The organism is Pseudoalteromonas sp. N1230-9 (genome assembly GCF_032716425.1).
Lineage (GTDB): Bacteria > Pseudomonadota > Gammaproteobacteria > Enterobacterales > Alteromonadaceae > Pseudoalteromonas.
This window is the reverse complement of the sequence record NZ_CP090419.1, coordinates 587,501-603,798: the sequence shown is the minus strand read 5'-3', so window position 1 is coordinate 603,798 and position 16,298 is coordinate 587,501. Positions and strand designations below refer to the sequence as shown.

16 protein-coding genes and 2 rRNA genes (1 of these 18 cut by a window edge) are annotated in these 16,298 nt (G+C 42.0%); 10 read left to right on the top strand and 8 right to left on the bottom strand.

What is annotated here, in order from left to right:
• Positions 1-67 precede the first annotated feature (67 nt).
• Positions 68-301, top strand: coding sequence for a DNA gyrase inhibitor YacG (gene yacG / locus LY624_RS02900; RefSeq protein WP_341803845.1), 234 nt, complete (start codon positions 68-70; stop codon positions 299-301).
• A 52-nt stretch (positions 302-353) separates the two neighbouring features.
• Here the strand turns inward: yacG and LY624_RS02895 are convergent, their stop codons facing one another.
• Complete coding sequence (locus LY624_RS02895) at positions 354-884, bottom strand: Spy/CpxP family protein refolding chaperone (protein ID WP_341803844.1); 531 nt, start codon at positions 882-884, stop codon at positions 354-356.
• Between the two features lie 171 nt (positions 885-1,055).
• Here LY624_RS02895 and LY624_RS02890 point away from each other — a divergent pair, with 171 nt between their 5' ends.
• The 3 genes from LY624_RS02890 to LY624_RS02880 are packed head-to-tail and all read left to right on the top strand — an operon-like array spanning position 1,056 to position 4,073.
• Positions 1,056-1,745, top strand: coding sequence for a response regulator transcription factor (locus tag LY624_RS02890; RefSeq protein WP_062570060.1), 690 nt, complete (start codon positions 1,056-1,058; stop codon positions 1,743-1,745).
• A gap of 1 nt (position 1,746) precedes the next feature.
• Positions 1,747-3,129, top strand: a complete 1,383-nt coding sequence (locus LY624_RS02885) for an ATP-binding protein (protein ID WP_130150709.1) — start codon at positions 1,747-1,749, stop codon at positions 3,127-3,129.
• A 2-nt stretch (positions 3,130-3,131) separates the two neighbouring features.
• Complete coding sequence (locus LY624_RS02880) at positions 3,132-4,073, top strand: alpha/beta fold hydrolase (protein ID WP_341803843.1); 942 nt, start codon at positions 3,132-3,134, stop codon at positions 4,071-4,073.
• Here the strand turns inward: LY624_RS02880 and LY624_RS02875 are convergent.
• The gene (locus LY624_RS02875; protein ID WP_341803842.1) at positions 4,052-4,960 is read right to left on the bottom strand and encodes a cation diffusion facilitator family transporter; all 909 of its coding nucleotides are present in this window, start codon (positions 4,958-4,960) and stop codon (positions 4,052-4,054) included. The genes LY624_RS02880 and LY624_RS02875 overlap by 22 nt on opposite strands.
• A 102-nt stretch (positions 4,961-5,062) precedes the next feature.
• Here LY624_RS02875 and trmL point away from each other — a divergent pair, with 102 nt between their 5' ends.
• Both trmL and LY624_RS02865 read left to right on the top strand, forming a co-directional pair.
• The gene (gene trmL / locus LY624_RS02870) at positions 5,063-5,527 is read left to right on the top strand and encodes a tRNA (uridine(34)/cytosine(34)/5-carboxymethylaminomethyluridine(34)-2'-O)-methyltransferase TrmL (protein ID WP_130150706.1); all 465 of its coding nucleotides are present in this window, start codon (positions 5,063-5,065) and stop codon (positions 5,525-5,527) included.
• Positions 5,528-5,805: 278 nt separating this feature from the next.
• Entirely contained in the window at positions 5,806-7,500 is a 1,695-nt protein-coding gene (locus LY624_RS02865) for a putative bifunctional diguanylate cyclase/phosphodiesterase (RefSeq protein WP_341803841.1), read from the top strand.
• Between the two features lie 57 nt (positions 7,501-7,557).
• On the opposite strand, the gene gpsA is transcribed toward LY624_RS02865, so the two are convergent.
• From gpsA to LY624_RS02845, 4 genes are read right to left on the bottom strand one after another with little or no spacing between them, the layout of a single operon-like run.
• Positions 7,558-8,565, bottom strand: coding sequence for an NAD(P)H-dependent glycerol-3-phosphate dehydrogenase (gpsA, locus tag LY624_RS02860; protein ID WP_062570057.1), 1,008 nt, complete (start codon positions 8,563-8,565; stop codon positions 7,558-7,560).
• Between the two features lie 3 nt (positions 8,566-8,568).
• A complete protein-coding gene (gene secB / locus LY624_RS02855; RefSeq protein ID WP_062570056.1) occupies positions 8,569-9,057 on the bottom strand; it encodes a protein-export chaperone SecB in 489 nt (162 codons plus the stop codon).
• Between the two features lie 37 nt (positions 9,058-9,094).
• A complete protein-coding gene (grxC, locus tag LY624_RS02850) occupies positions 9,095-9,352 on the bottom strand; it encodes a glutaredoxin 3 (RefSeq protein WP_062570055.1) in 258 nt (85 codons plus the stop codon).
• Between the two features lie 34 nt (positions 9,353-9,386).
• Positions 9,387-9,818, bottom strand: coding sequence for a rhodanese-like domain-containing protein (locus LY624_RS02845; protein WP_062570054.1), 432 nt, complete (start codon positions 9,816-9,818; stop codon positions 9,387-9,389).
• A 191-nt stretch (positions 9,819-10,009) separates the two neighbouring features.
• On the opposite strand from LY624_RS02845, the gene gpmM reads away from it, so the two are divergent.
• From gpmM to LY624_RS02825, 4 genes are all read left to right on the top strand, one after another.
• Positions 10,010-11,554 carry a 2,3-bisphosphoglycerate-independent phosphoglycerate mutase gene (gpmM, locus tag LY624_RS02840; RefSeq protein WP_341803840.1) on the top strand — a complete coding sequence of 515 codons (1,545 nt, stop codon included), beginning with the start codon at positions 10,010-10,012 and terminating at the stop codon, positions 11,552-11,554.
• Between the two features lie 3 nt (positions 11,555-11,557).
• Positions 11,558-12,697, top strand: a complete 1,140-nt coding sequence (locus LY624_RS02835) for a murein hydrolase activator EnvC family protein (protein WP_341803839.1) — start codon at positions 11,558-11,560, stop codon at positions 12,695-12,697.
• Between the two features lie 35 nt (positions 12,698-12,732).
• Positions 12,733-14,001: a S41 family peptidase gene (locus tag LY624_RS02830; RefSeq protein WP_341803838.1), complete on the top strand. Its 1,269-nt coding sequence runs from the start codon at positions 12,733-12,735 to the stop codon at positions 13,999-14,001.
• 76 nt (positions 14,002-14,077) lie between these two features.
• Positions 14,078-14,791 (top strand): divergent polysaccharide deacetylase family protein, encoded by a 714-nt coding sequence (locus LY624_RS02825; protein ID WP_341804378.1) that lies wholly within the window; start codon positions 14,078-14,080, stop codon positions 14,789-14,791.
• Positions 14,792-15,005: 214 nt separating this feature from the next.
• Here the strand turns inward: LY624_RS02825 and rrf are convergent.
• Both rrf and LY624_RS02815 read right to left on the bottom strand, forming a co-directional pair.
• Positions 15,006-15,120 (bottom strand): 5S ribosomal RNA (gene rrf / locus LY624_RS02820).
• A 189-nt stretch (positions 15,121-15,309) separates the two neighbouring features.
• Positions 15,310-16,298: ribosomal RNA gene (locus tag LY624_RS02815) — 23S ribosomal RNA — on the bottom strand; it runs 1,894 nt beyond the window's last position.

Sequence of the window (16,298 nt, the reverse complement as noted above, 5' to 3'; positions counted from 1 at the left end):
ACTCGATTCTCACGCTGAGCTTTAGTAAGATCACCTAAAATGCATAAGCTTAATTGAGAAGAAAACCATGCCAACAGTTGTAAACTGCCCAACATGTAAAGCAAAAGTCGTATGGTCAGAACAAAGTCCGCACCGCCCTTTTTGTTCAAAACGCTGCCAGCTCATCGACCTAGGTGAATGGTCGTTTGAGAATAATAAAATCTCGAGCCCTATTAGCAATGCCAACGAGCTAAACCAAGATATGATTGAAGATATCGAAGCCATGCTTGCTAAAAATGACGACTCGTTTTTTAAAGAATAGAGTTTTTAAGCTCAAAATGTAAAAAATGCGGCATTTAAGCCGCATTTTTTAATTATTTACTGTCTGAACGTTTATCTTTGCGCTCACCACGTGGACGATGTTGACCTTTCTTGTAGCCTTTTTTACGCATATGCTTTTTAATTTCTTTATAGCTTTCACGCTGCTCAGCATTAAGAACTTGCCAAATAGCATGCTCTGATTTTAGTTTAATCAAAGCAGCTTGTTGTGTTTTTTCTTCACGCGCTTTAATCAATTCCATTGCTGCATTTTCATCAAACGCTTGGGTTGCAAGAAGCACATCCATCTTTTCTTTGTAAGCTGCACGATTAGCTTTCATGGTTTCTTTATCACCATGTAGTGCTTTAAATTGCGTTTTTTGCTCAGCAAAAATAGCTTTTAGCTGCGTTTGCTGGTCTTCAGTCAGTTGTAATTTATCGATACCACGCTCAGATAATAAAAAACGCGCGTGTGGGTTCATGCCACGATGCATATCCCCTTTTGCCATAACAGGAGTTGCAGCAACACTGGCTGCTGCTAAACCACAAACAAATACGAATTTAGAAAGCTTATTTGAAATAGTCATAATCATTACCTTTTGTTGGGTTGTGCTCAATGCTTGTTTTGAGCTGATGAGTTAACTATACAAAGTTCAATGCAAAGGAACGCAAACCAGTGTAAAGGTTATGTAAAGATTCACTTTTACACAATTTACTAAGTAGAATAACCTTATAGAAACGAATAAACAGGTGTCAGAATGAAACTATTAATGATCGACGACGATACAGGGTTGTGCGAACTACTCAGCGAGTACTTAACCGCACAAGGGTTTGCAGTAGATTGTTTTCATGATGGTGCTGAAGGCTTAGCGCACGCTCTTAATCACAATTACGAACTTATTTTACTTGATGTCATGCTCCCATCTATGGACGGCTTTGAAGTGTTAAAACAACTTCGTCAGAAAAAGCTCACGCCTGTTATAATGCTGACCGCTAAAGGCGAAGACTTCGACCGTATTTTTGGCTTAGAGCTAGGTGCTGATGACTACATCCCTAAACCCTTTAATCACAGAGAATTACTAGCTCGCGTAAAAGCGATAACTCGTCGTATTGAACATATTAATAGCTTATCGCAGCAGCAAACAAGCTCCCTGAGTGTAAATAGCATTCATATTAACCTTGCGACTCGCGAAGCCTCTGTGAATGAAAACACATTGAGCCTGACAGGCACTGAGTACGAGATTTTGGCCATGTTAGTTCAGCATGCAGGAGAAGTCATAAGTAAAGAGCAAATAAGCGAACAAGTGCTCGGCAGACGCCTTGCTCCCTTTGATCGCTCAATCGACATGCACGTCAGCAATATTCGCAAAAAAATTGCTGAGCATGTAAATAATGAGCGTATTAAAACAATGCGTGGTAGCGGCTATGTGCTGATTCAAGGCGAGTAATATGAAGACACCTGATTGGTTTAAAAAACCACGTCATTATTTATTTTTAAAGATTTTTGCTTGGTTTTGGGTAACGGTTATCGCCACAATTACCACCTTGGTATTTTTAAGTAAATTAACCAGCAACGTGGGTAATGATGAGCTTCGCGGCCCCATGCTTAAAAACTTGCAATATACGGCAAAAAGTATTGAGCGTATTGTGGCTAAACATGGCAAATCAACACAAGATGTCATTTCACATCCCCGCCTATCGAAACACAAGTTATTGTATTTAAATGGTGAAGTGCATGGTGTAGAGATGCTCAGTGAGCCTATTTCTAAGGACATAGACTTAAGTTTATTAAACTTTACCAAGCGTATGTCACCACAAATTATCTTTACCGATGAATACCAAGCTTATGGGCCTGTAAAAATCGATGTGCCAGAGGGAACATTTTTCCTTTATGAAATAGATGAAAAACGTAAAAAGCCCTTCTTTGTTGGTCTTTGGCTTATGCCAACATGGTTAAAAATTATTATTGCGGTAATCGCCTCACTTATGTTGAGTTTTTTCTTTAGCCGCAATCTGATAGCCCCTATCAACAGCCTTAAAGAAACTGCCAATAAGCTTGCGCATGGCGACTTAACGGCACGTGCTGATATCTCTAATTCACGACAAGATGAGTTGGGCGTATTAGGGCGCGACTTTAATACAATGGCAACACAGCTTGAGCAATTAATTAGTGCGCAAAAACGTTTACTTGCAGATATTTCTCATGAGTTACGTTCTCCGCTAACGCGTCTTAAAATGGCAACAGGCCTTGCACAGATGCAAGCAGAAGATGCACAACAAGCCTATTTAGAGCGTATTGAAAAAGAGGCGAATCAGCTTGATAAAATGATTGCAGATGTTTTACAGGTATCTCGCCTTGAAGCAAAAAGTCAGACTTTATCGCTAAGTACACAGTCGATACAGGTTATTATTGATCATGTTTTAAATGATGTTCGCTTTGAGGCAAACCAGTGCAATAAGCACCTCAGCGTTGAGGGAAAAATTGAAAAAGAAGTGCCTTGTGATGAAACACTCATCGCCAGTGCGCTTGAGAATGTGCTCCGTAATGCAATTAAATATGCCACTCAACACATTCATCTAATACTGTCTGAATCTGATGCGATTTACATTACTATTTGTGACGACGGTAAAGGGGTTGATGAAGCCAACCTTGAAAGATTATGCGAACCTTTTTTTCGTCAAGAGCATGCTAGGGATAGAAATACAGGAGGTACAGGTTTAGGGCTTGCGATTGCCAAAAATGCAATTTCAGCCCATGATGGTACGCTAATACTCGAAAACCAAGAACAAGGCGGGCTTTGCGTTAAAATTCGCCTGCCAATAAAGAGCTAAGTATGTTTTATAGTGATGAAGCCAACCTTGCTAATAACACAACCAAAATAAACACGTTTTTTTCAGAGCAGTTACAACAAGACTTTTTAACGACCCGTCATGGTACTTTATACTATGGATTTGCAATTCCACAGCAAGCAACGACAGCAATTATAATTAGCAGTGGTCGTATCGAGTCATTGTTTAAATATAAAGAGCTTTTGTGGGAGTTATACCAAAATGGTTATGCCGTCTTTATCGTTGACCATCAAGGCCAAGGACGCTCTTACCGCCTTTTAAAAAACACACATAAAGGCTATGTAAACCGTTTTAGTGATTACGCTGACGACTTTGCTACATTTAACGACAAAGTGGTACAAACACACTGGCAAGGCAAACAGGTTTTACTTGGCCATTCTATGGGCTGTGCGATTGCTTATGACTTTTTGTCCCGTTATCAACATACATTTTCAGGGGCATTTTTATCAGCGCCTATGTTTGATATTTATACCAAAGGCACCCCAAAACCTCTTGCTAAACTTGCCGCGAAAATAGCCTCTTTAATTGGCCTTGGCCGCAGTTATGCGTTTGGACAAAACAATTATTTACCCGTCGACTTTACCGTAAATGAGCTCACAAGCAGTGAAGTGAGGTATAAGCAGTTCAGAGAGCTTTATTTAGCAGAGCCTGATTTACAATTAGGTGGTGTGACCTATGGCTGGCTAAACGCTTCTTTTGATTTCATTACCACATTAGTAGACAGAAAAGTGTCGATCCCTCTTTTCATTGCCAGTGCAGAGCAAGATACCGTTGTTGATAACGCCGCACAATTTGCGCTCACACATAGGCAAAAAAAAGCACACTTAAAAAGCTACCCACATGCACGCCATGAGTTGTTATTCGAGCGAGATGAGATAAGACACGCTGTGCTCACTGACTTTTATCAGTTTTGTGATTCACTGTAAGGTGGCTTTTTAACAACAGAAAGCGGATCTAAGTGCATTAATATGTCCATTTCACAGTCGAAATAAGCCTTTATCATCGCCTCCACTTCATCTGCGACTTGGTGTGCGCGAATAAGGGGTAAATTGTCTTCAAGCTCTAAGTGCATCTGAATAAATTTAATTTTCCCCCCTTGGCGTGTACGAATATCATGCGCGCCAAACACCTCTTTATGGCTATTTACAATACTCAGAATTTCCGCTTTTTCTTCATCAGGTAGTTCTTTATCCATTAAGTGGTCGGCACTGTCACGGGCAATATCCCAGCTGTTATAAAGTAAGTAAACAGCCACACCAATGGCAAAAAGGGGATCGGCATAGGTCATGCCATACTTAGCTAACACTATCGCGATTAATACCGCGAGATTAAGAATTAAATCGCCCTTGTAGTGAATTGAATCTGCCTTAATAGCGATTGACTCAGTGTGATTAATCACCTTGGTTTGCACAAATACCACAATCAGGGTACACACTATCGCAAATAGGCTCACCCAAATACCTAAACTTGAGTGCTTTAGCGTAACAGGGTTGATCAGCCTCTCTATACCATGAAATGCTAAGAAGCAGCCTGAGCCGGCAATAAAAGCAGCTTGTGCCAGCCCCGCAAGAGCCTCTGCCTTGCCATGACCAAAACGATGATCATCATCAGCAGGACGCAGCGCATAACCAAGTACCAAAAAGCTCATTAGGGATGCTGTGATATCCATCAATGAATCGGTTAACGAGCCCAACATAGACGCAGAGCCAGAGGCTAGCCACGCCCAGCTCTTTGCAGCAATCATCAAACTCACCATCATAATCGTAACAAGACTGGCGGTTCTTACCCAAAACTCATAACTACGATGTTTCACAACAACTTACCTTTAGATATTATCAATCTTGAGTATATCATCTTTTTATTCTAGTTCGTGTATACTCAGCTGCAGATCATATTGTTTAAAAATGAGATTCAAATGCTTGATATTGTGTTGTACCAACCTGAGATCCCACCTAATACAGGTAATATCATTCGCTTATGTGCAAATACAGGCTACGCTTTACACCTTATTGAACCTCTTGGGTTTGAATGGGATGATAAACGTGTAAAACGCGCAGGGCTTGATTATCATGAATTTAGTCATGTGCAACGTCATGCTTCTTTCGAAGCTTATCTTGAGAAGTGCCAGCCTAACAAAGTTTATGCTTGCACAACAAAAGGCAGTCAGTTTCATCACCAAGCTCAATACCAACCTGGTGATTGTTTAGTATTCGGTCCTGAAACTCGGGGCTTACCTGATGAACTAATTCAATCTTTGCCTAAAGAACAACGAGTACGTATTCCAATGCAAAAAGACAGTCGAAGCATGAATTTATCTAATTCTGTGGCTGTATTTGTCTATGAGTCTTGGCGTCAGCTGGGGTTTGTGAATGGTCAATAAGTTATTGAAAAGCGTATCTAATAAAATTTCATTAATTTTTTAGCACGACCCTTTTTTATGAACTAATCTAAATAAGTTAAGCCTGTTCCTAAAGACGAGTCTAGATGCGCTTTTTTACTGTTTTATTCAGCATAACTTTAATGATGCAACATTCTGTTAGCGTTGCATCATCAATCGCATCAAACGTACCTAACAGTATCCCCATTTTACTCTTCCTTATCCTATTGGCCATCATTGGGCTTTTTATAGCCGTTATTTATAATCAAAAAAGTCAAAAAATGATGTTAATTGATGCGCTTTTATCACAGTCGAAAGATGCGATTTGGGTCAGTGATGAGCACTTCAAAATAATTGAGGTCAATAATACATTTTGTGAAATTTCGGGTTATCGTAAAGAAGATGTCATGGGCAAGGAGTTTAAAGCCCTCACTAAAGATGGCCGCGATCGGCAACTCGAACAAATGATCCAACAAGAGTTAGTGCAGGATGGTTATTGGTCAGGTGAAATTTGGAACTTACGCAAAGATGGTCAACCATATGCACTTGATTTGTGTATTACCAAAGTAGCAACACCTAAATTTCCAAGGCAGTTTGTTCGCTATGTAGGTTTATTTTCAGATGTTACTGCACGTAAAAACCATGAGCGAACAATGCTTAGGCTTACCACAAAAGACACGGTTACAGGGTTATCAAACCGCACTATTTTTATAGAATCGTTAGATAAAGCAATCAACGCCTGCAATGACAAATACCCAAGCCTCCTCATTTTATTTATAGATCTGGACAACTTTAAAAAAATTAACGATTCTCTTGGTCATACAGTAGGTGACATGCTTTTAAAAGAAGTCGCTTGTAGACTAACGAATACACTTAACTCAGGTTTTACTATTGCTAGATTAGGCGCTGATGAGTTTGCAATTTTAGTCCCTCCCTACCTATACTCCGATAAAACCATTTTCTTTGCCAAAAAAACCGCTGATTTAGTACTTCGACAATTTAAAACACCTTTTATGCTCGATGGTTTCGAAACATCTCTCTCCGCTTGTTGTGGAATCGCAATCTACCCTGAGAATGCGTATAACTGCGAAAACCTAATGCGCAGCGCTAACAGCGCCTTAAATCATGCAAAAAAAATAGGCCGAAATACATATCAGTTTTTTGATAAAGAACGCCATACCCTCGACCCAACAGAGCTCACAAAAGAAAGTGCGTTATTCAAGGCTATTACTAACAATGAGTTCGAACTTTATTTCCAGCCTAAGTATGATGCTCATCACAACCGTTTGTATGGTTTTGAAGCCTTAGTTCGTTGGCCCCAAGAAGATGGAAGTTTAATTAACCCTGATGAATTTATTCCTTTAGCGGAACAAAATGGCGCGATTATCCCCCTTACCCAACTACTACTCGCGCAGTTACTAAAACAACTCGCAGCTTGGCGACATCAAAACCTTGCTTTTGGAAAGGTCGCGATTAATATTTCTGCCTTACACTTTCAGCAAAGTAATCTAATCGATACATTAGTTGATAACTTAGCGAAGTTTGATGTACCAGCATCATGCTTAGAGCTAGAAATAACCGAAAGTGCCATGATGGAAAACCCACAATTTGCAGAGCAGCAAATGAAGCGTATTAAATCGCTGGGTGTACAAATAGCGCTAGATGATTTTGGCACGGGACATTCATCGTTAAGCTATTTAAAGCGTTTTCCTATCGATACGTTGAAAATTGATAAGTCATTTGTCAGAGATATTGCTAATAATGAACAAGACAGAAATATCACAGCGACGATTGTCCGCCTTGCAAAGTATTTGAACATTAACGTTGTTGCAGAAGGAATTGAAACACAAGAGCAGGCGTATATGCTGCACATAATGGGGTGTCACTGTCAGCAAGGTTACTACTACAGTAAGCCACTCAAGGTCGAGCAGGTCAATGAGTTCATCAAAAATAAATTGGCTAAGCAATTAACTTAAAAACAAAAGCGCGATATAAAATCGCGCTTTTTAATGTCTATAGTTGCTATTTATGGTCTACTCAGATTTTTGTTCACGTCCAAGTAGCGCCATTGCTGCTTCTTTTACATTTTTGTTTTCGTACAACACTTTGTAAATTTGCTCAGTGATTGGCATTTCAATACCAGTACGCTCAGCTAACAAATACACTTCTTTAGTATTTCGATAACCTTCAACCACTTGACCAATTGATTCTATAGCAGCTTCTACCCCTTCGCCTTTGCCAAGTGCTAAGCCAAAGCGTCGATTTCGCGACTGATTATCTGTACAGGTTAGAATTAAGTCTCCTAGCCCTGCCATCCCCATAAAGGTATCTGAGCGAGCCCCCAAAGCACAGCCTAATCGACATAACTCCGCAAGGCCACGAGTGATCAGGGCTGTTCTAGCATTGGCACCAAAACCAAAGCCATCCGACATACCGGCACCAATCGCAATGACATTTTTAACCGCACCACCGAGCTGAATACCAATAAAATCGTCATTGTTATACACCCTAAAAGAGCGCCCACAATGCAATAATTCGGCAAGTTGCTTTGCAAAGTCACTGGATGTCGATGACACAGAAATTGCAGTAGGTAACCCCATCGCCATCTCTTTAGCAAAAGTAGGCCCAGACAACACAGCAAGCGGCATATCATCGCCTAATTCCTGCATCGCAACTTCTTGCAATAAGCGTCCTGTATTTGGCTCCAGTCCTTTAGTAGCCCAAGCTACTTGGGCACCTTCTTGCAACCATGGCTTTATCTGCTGTAGTGTTGTAGCAAACGCATGGCTTGGCACAACCACAAGAATAATCTTGCTGGCCTTAACCGCCGTTTCGAGATCAGATTCAAGTGAAAGGGTTTGTGGAAAATCCACATCAGGAAGATAACGTTGATTCTTTCGCTCAGCTGCAAGCGTGGCAACGTCATCGCTATTTCGCCCCCACAAAGTCACTGGGTGACCATTTCTGGCAAAGCAAATAGCAAGGGCGGTGCCATACGACCCCGCCCCTAAAACTGTAACAGCTGATTGTGCTGTAGTCATTGCTTATGCGTCTGCTTGAGCCTGTTGCTCTTGAGCTGCACGTTGTTGCATGTACTGAGCAAACAATGCATCAAAATTAACAGGCGCTAAGTTAAGTTGTGGGAAAGTACCACGGTTAACTAAGTTTGAAACTGCTTCACGTGCATACGGGAACAATACGTTAGGGCAAAATGCGCCTAGCATATGTGCTAATTGAACTTCTTCAACTTCACCAATAGTGAAAATACCCGCTTGTTGGATCTCACATAAGAAAGCTGTTTCTTCACCGATTGATGCAGTAACAGTCAGAGCAAGAACAACCTCAAAAACACCTTCTTCTAACTTATTTGAACGAGTATCAAGATCTAACTTAACTTCAGGCGTCCATTCTTTTTGAAAAATAGCTGGTGAGTTTGGTGTCTCAAAAGAAACATCTTTTGTATAGATACGTTGAATTGTGAATTGAGCACCTGCTTGTTGTTCTGCTGCTGCGTTCTGGTTTTCTTCGTTCATTGTAATTCCTAACTTGTATTCGTTTTTATAATAAATTTTAAGCGTTCAGCTTAGCGTCTAATAGACCTTGTGCTTCTATCGCCATCATGTCATCGCAACCGCCAATATGTTCATCATTAATAAAAATTTGCGGCACTGTATAGCCACCATTGGCTTTGTCGATCATTTCGTCACGACGTTCAGGATGCTCACCAATATCAATGTTCGTATAACTTACACCTTTACTGTCTAGTAAAGCTAATGCGCGTTGGCAAAAAGGGCAGTACGCCTTGGTGTAAAGAACAACATTACTCATAATAAATCCTCTATTGGGCTGCTACGTGATGCTATTAGCGACCGGTTGTCGTTGGTAAACTGGCCGATTGCCAAGCACCCATACCACCCGATAATACATATACACGTTCAAATCCTGCTTTATGCATTGCAGTTGCGATACCTGAGGCGGTCATGCCCGTGGTACATACTAGTATAATGGGTTTACTCTTGAACTTTTCAAGGCTTGAAAAATCAGATTGTTTTGCCTTTTCTGAGCTAAGGTGTGTTGCACCGGCGATATGACCCGAGTTAAATTCTTTTTGAGCTCTAATATCAACAACTTGGCCATCTTCACGGTTAATCAACAAAGTCACTTGTTGTGGATTAATTTGACGAATTGCTGAAAATTTACTTTTAAACCAGCTACTGATAAGCATTGCCACCAATGCAAGCCAGATAATGCTCAATATCGGATGATTACCGACAAATTCAATGTATTGATCCATGCGTTTTCCACTAAGATATCTACGACCACGGCGACTTACCATGGGGTTATTAAAATATGCCACGCAAGTATACGTGCTTGAATCGAAAATACTAGAGCGTGAAATATTTTAATATGACATATTGATAGCTGATCAAAACCATAAAACACGGTATGCTAATGGTATATAAGTGCCAATCTTCAGGAGCGATAATGACAGAGCATAAAAAACCATTGGTATTAATGATCTTAGACGGTTGGGGATACCGTGAAGACACTGAAAGTAATGCAATACTTGCTGCTAATACCCCTGTACTCGATGAACTTTGGGCAACGCGCCCTCATACACTCATTTCAGGGTCTGGCCTTGATGTTGGTTTACCACAAGGGCAAATGGGTAACTCAGAAGTAGGTCATGTTAACTTGGGTGCTGGCCGCATTGTCTACCAAGATTTTACGCGTATCACTAAAGCGATTGAAGATGGTGAGTTCGCTCACAACCCTGCTCTTGTTGAAAACATCGATAAAGCAGTCAATGCAGGTAAAGCTGTTCATATCATGGGACTTTTAAGCCCAGGTGGCGTTCATAGCCATGAAGATCATATCGTTGCTACTATCGAGCTTGCAGCTGAGCGCGGTGCCAAAGAAGTATACTTCCATGCTTTCCTGGATGGTCGTGATACGCCACCACGCAGTGCTAAAGCCTCTATTGAGCGAATTGAAGCACTATTTGCAAAGCTTAACTGTGGTCGCTTAGCAACATTAGTGGGTCGTTACTATGCAATGGATAGAGACAACCGCTGGAATCGTGTCGAAGCAGCTTATGATGTTATGGTGAGTGGTATTGCTGGTCACAGTTTTAGCGACGGTGTTAGCGCACTCGAAGCTGCCTACGAGCGTGATGAAAATGATGAATTTGTCGCGGCTACAACGATTGTGCCTGAAGGCCAATCAGCAGTAGAAATTAACGATGGTGACACAATTATTTTTGCCAACTTCAGAGCTGATCGCGCTCGTGAAATGACCCGCGCGTTTGTTGACGCTGACTTCAATGGTTTTGAAAAAAAGAAAGCCCCTGTTCTTAGTGGTTTTGTAATGATGACAGAGTACGCTGCCGATATTAAAGCCCCTGTTGCATTTGCACCTGAGCCTTTAACAAACGTATTAGGTGAATGGTTCGAGAAACAAGGTAAAACGCAACTGCGCATCTCTGAAACAGAAAAATATGCACACGTCACCTTTTTCTTTAGTGGCGGCCGTGAAGATGAATTTGTTGGCGAGACTCGTGAACTAATTCCATCACCACAAGTGGCTACTTACGATCTGCAACCTGAAATGAACTCAGAAATGCTAACCGACAAACTTGTTGAAGCAATTGCCAGCGGTAAATACGATGCCATTATCTGCAACTACCCTAACGGCGATATGGTTGGACACTCAGGCGTATTCGAAGCGGCTGTCAAAGCATGTGAAGCTGTTGATCACTGTATAGGCCGTGTAATTTCTGCACTTGAAGAGCACGGTGGTGAAGCGTTAATCACAGCTGACCACGGTAATGCTGAGCAAATGGCCAATCCTGCAACGGGTCAAGCACATACAGCCCATACCAGTGAACCTGTGCCCTTTATTTACGTAGGCCGTGACGCGACACCTCACGATGGTAAAACACTGAGTGACGTTGCTCCAACAATGCTTCACTTAATGGGTCTTGAGCAGCCAAGCGAAATGACTGGCAAACCAATTATGACGCTGAAATAAACAATGAAAAAGCGTATTAACCACTTCCTAAAAACTGGTTTAATACTGGCTTCGTTAGCAGCAACAGGAATTGCTGCTAATGAAGATCAAACCAAAAAAGACCTATCCGAAATTCAATCAGCTTTGCAAAAATCGCAAGCTGACCTTAAAGGACAAAGGAAGTCTATTTCTGACATGCGTAGTGCACTTCGTAGCCACGAGTTAGAAATAGCTAAAAATGCAAAAGCGCTGAATCTCGCTGCACAGTCAGTTAAAGAGAACGAGCAACAACAAGCTAAACTTCAAGATAAAGCCAAACAATTAAAGCAAGAGCAAGCTGAACGTCAAGCTGTGCTAGCAGCCCAACTAAAAAGTGCTTATATGTCTGGTGGCCATGATTATTCAAAAATGCTCTTAAGCCAGCAAGACACCGCAAAAATTGAGCGCACACTCAGTTACTATAACTACTTAAATAAAGCACGAATAGCGCAGCTTGAAGAGCTTAAGGCGTTACAAATCAAAATTGCGGATAACCAAGCAGAACTTGAGCAAACCAAGTTACGTCTTGTTGAATTGCATAACGAGCAAAAGGCGCGACAACAAGCACTTGTCAGCGCGCAACAAGACCGTAAGAGCAACCTCAACAAATTACAATCAGCCCTAAAAGAAACAAAAAGCTCAATCGATTACCTAAAAGAAAATGAACAAACGCTTATCACCGCCATAGAAGAGTTAGAAAGAGAACGCTCAAAAAAGGTTGAGCTACTTGGCTTGCAAAGCAGTAAAGGTAAACTTGACTGGCCAACAAAGGGAAAAATTCGTTACAGCTTTGGACAGCGTAAGCACGGTAATATTGACTGGAAAGGCGTTCTCATTGGCGCTAGAGAAGGTAGTGATGTCAAAAGCGTGCAAAATGGTCAAGTTGTGTATGCAGACTGGTTAAATGGCTTTGGCTGGGTGATTGCTATTGATCATGGCGATGGTTTTATGAGCTTATACGGCCACGCCCAAACTTTACTTCGTGATGTGGGCGATCTTGTCAGAGAAGGCGAAATTATAGCCTTAGTTGGCCAAAGCGGCGGACAATCAGATCCTGGTCTATACTTTGAAATACGCCATAAAGGACGCGCAGTAAATCCTGTAAAATGGTGCAGACGTATTTAATTGATTAAATAGCTGCACCCTATGAGGAGCAGCTGATGCTAAACACTACTTACCCATTTAAATTATACTCTCCTTCAGCCAAGCTATACACTTGGCTGTCGTTTCTATTGCTTATAGCCTTCGTATATATATTACTGCAACCGTCTTTGGTCAATGCTAAACCATCACTTAAAGCGCTTCATACACAGCAGTTAAATGAAATTCTATTTAATATACATACCTATTATGTGGATGACCTCAAGTTACAGAATACCTTTATTACTCAACCCGATAACCAACAAATAGAAGCCTTATTTGAGCGCTTAGACCCCTACTCAAAATACTTAGATGAAACAGAACTAGACGCCATTTTCAGCAGTACGAGCGGCCGCTACACAGGTATTGGCATAGAAGTAAAAATAGAACAAGGGCATGTCGTTGTTGTTAATACTATTAGCAACTCCCCCGCTGCACTAGCAGGATTAAAAGAAAACGATAAAGTGATTGCTATAAATCAACAGCCTATCGCTAATAAAAGTATGAGTGAAATAGCAAAGCTTATTCAACAAAGTGGTCAATCAGCGGTAGATGTTTCAGTTTTACGTGAACAAGATACCCCGCTCAATTTTTCTATCAAACGCCAACAAATCAACTTAGAAAGCGTGCATGGCTACCTTGCAGACACAGGTGTAGCCCTGTTAAGTATCAATACATTCAACAACCATACCTTGCACGATGTTGCGCGTGAAATAGCAAAAATGCAGATAAATAATGGATTTCCACTATCAGGGCTAATTATCGACTTGCGTGATAATCCTGGTGGCACATTGCAAGGTGCAATTGAAGTATCCGACCTATTCTTGGATACCGGAGTTATCGTCTCAACCAAAGGTCGATTTAATGAAGCAAATCAACATTATCAAGCTCATGATGGCGATATCCTAAATGGCGCCCCCATTGCGGTATTGATAAACGAAAACTCAGCCTCTGCAGCGGAAATATTAGCAGCGGCCCTTAGAGATAATGAACGAGCAACACTAATCGGCGAGACAACTTACGGTAAAGGCTCTGTACAATCACTCATCCCTCTAGGTAATGGCAACACAGCACTAAAATTGACGACAGCTCGCTATTACACCCCGACGGGTCAATCAATAGAAGGAAAGGGAGTCACACCTGATGTGAGTATAAATCAAACAATACTTTCAGAAATTAACCAAGACGCTATAATAAAAAACATCCAAGAGTTAGCTTTATTCAGCTCACTACTTGATAGACAAGATAAAAAACAACTCACTGCCCAGCAACTCTTAATCGTGCAGTAAGTGAGTGCCTACATGGAAAAAATAATTACAACAAGTGAAGTTATTAAAAGGGTTACTACTCGCAGTATGTTTGCCAATGTTTTGCTCAGCAAAACAAATTGCTATCGTCATTGATGATATAGGCTACCACCAACGCGATCTTGATATTTTAAACTTACCGGGGCAGGTCACTTTCTCAATCTTGCCCCATACCCCCTATGCTCAAACGTTTGCTGAACGCGCCAGTAAAATAAATAAAGAACTTTTACTACACATTCCTATGCAGGCTCTCGATAACAGCAAAGCACTTGGACCAGGCGCTCTTACAGAATCGATGAGCAAGTCAGAATTACAAGCCACACTTGGGCACGCGCTTGCATCGCTTCCACAGGTGAAAGGTGTAAATAATCACATGGGATCAGAGCTAACACAGTTAACAGAGCCCATGAAATGGACCATGGAAGTTTTAAAAAAACGTGGTTTGTACTTTTTAGATAGCCGAACAACAAGTCAAAGCGAAGCACAAAATGCAGCTAACTTTTACGGTGTAGCGAATGTCTCAAGGCATGTATTTCTTGATAATGTAGTGACTACACAGCAATTGACACAGCAGCTTGAAGAACTAAAAGTTAAAGCCGAACACTTTAACTATGCGATAGCGATAGCCCACCCTTACCCAGAAACCGTTGCTTTCTTACAAGAAGCCTTACCTGAGCTAGAAAAACAAGGTTATCAACTTGTTCCCTTATCTCAACTAGTTGAAACCAAATATATTCAGCTTGCCAAAGCAGAGCAGAAACAAAGTGAATAGTGGCCTGCTCCTGCTGTAGTGAGCGAATTTAATACTGCTACGTTAGCCACGATGTAAAATCGCGACTACAAACGTGTTGGGGTGACCTTATCGCGTAGCAGCGGGTTTATCCCGCGTTATGGGTTGTCTGTTCGCTCATAGAGCGCGATATAAAAGCGCGACGACAAACACAAAAAACCCGTTGCATTGCTGCAACGGGTTTCTTTAATTAGGAGCCTGGCGATGTCCTACTTTCACATGGCAAATGCCACACTATCATCGGCGCTGTTTCGTTTCACTACTGAGTTCGGCATGGGGTCAGGTGGGTCCAAAACGCTATTGTCACCAAGCAAAATACGTGGAAAGGATTCTCGATAAAGCGCGTAGCGCTTACGAGTCCTTTGCGCAAGGTGAACTGATTTCGCATTAAGCGTTGCGGTTCACCCTACTAAAATTCGGAATGCTGATTTTAAGTAAATGTCTACTTTAGTTTTTTAACTTCTGTCTGTTACGCTGTCACAAAACGCGTTTGGCGTTGTATGGTTAAGCCTCACGGGTAATTAGTACAGGTTAGCTTAATGGCTCACACCACTTCCACATCCTGCCTATCAACGTTGTAGTCTTCAACGGCCCTTCAGAGACTTTAAAAGTCTAGTGAGAACTCATCTCGAGGCCTGCTTCGCGCTTAGATGCTTTCAGCGCTTATCAGTTCCGAACGTAGCTACCGGGCAGTGCCATTGGCATGACAACCCGAACACCAGCGGTTCGTTCACTCCGGTCCTCTCGTACTAGGAGCAACCCCTCTCAATTCTCAAACGCCCACGGCAGATAGGGACCGAACTGTCTCACGACGTTCTAAACCCAGCTCGCGTACCACTTTAAATGGCGAACAGCCATACCCTTGGGACCGACTTCAGCCCCAGGATGTGATGAGCCGACATCGAGGTGCCAAACACCGCCGTCGATATGAACTCTTGGGCGGTATCAGCCTGTTATCCCCGGAGTACCTTTTATCCGTTGAGCGATGGCCCTTCCATTCAGAACCACCGGATCACTATGACCTACTTTCGTACCTGCTCGACGTGTCTGTCTCGCAGTTAAGCTGGCTTCTACCATTACACTAACCGTACGATGTCCGACCGTACTTAGCCAACCTTCGTGCTCCTCCGTTACTCTTTGGGAGGAGACCGCCCCAGTCAAACTACCCACCAGGCACTGTCCGTAATCCCGATCAGGGACCAACGTTAGAACATCAACACTACAAGGGTGGTATTTCAAGGACGGCTCCACAAAGACTAGCGTCTCTGCTTCAAAGCCTCCCACCTATCCTACACATGTAGGGTCAATGTTCAGTGCCAAGCTGTAGTAAAGGTTCACGGGGTCTTTCCGTCTAGCCGCGGGTACACAGCATCTTCACTGCGATTTCAATTTCACTGAGTCTCGGGTGGAGACAGCGTGGCCATGGTTACACCATTCGTGCAGGTCGGAACTTACCCGACAAGGAATTTCGCTACCTTAGGACCGTTAT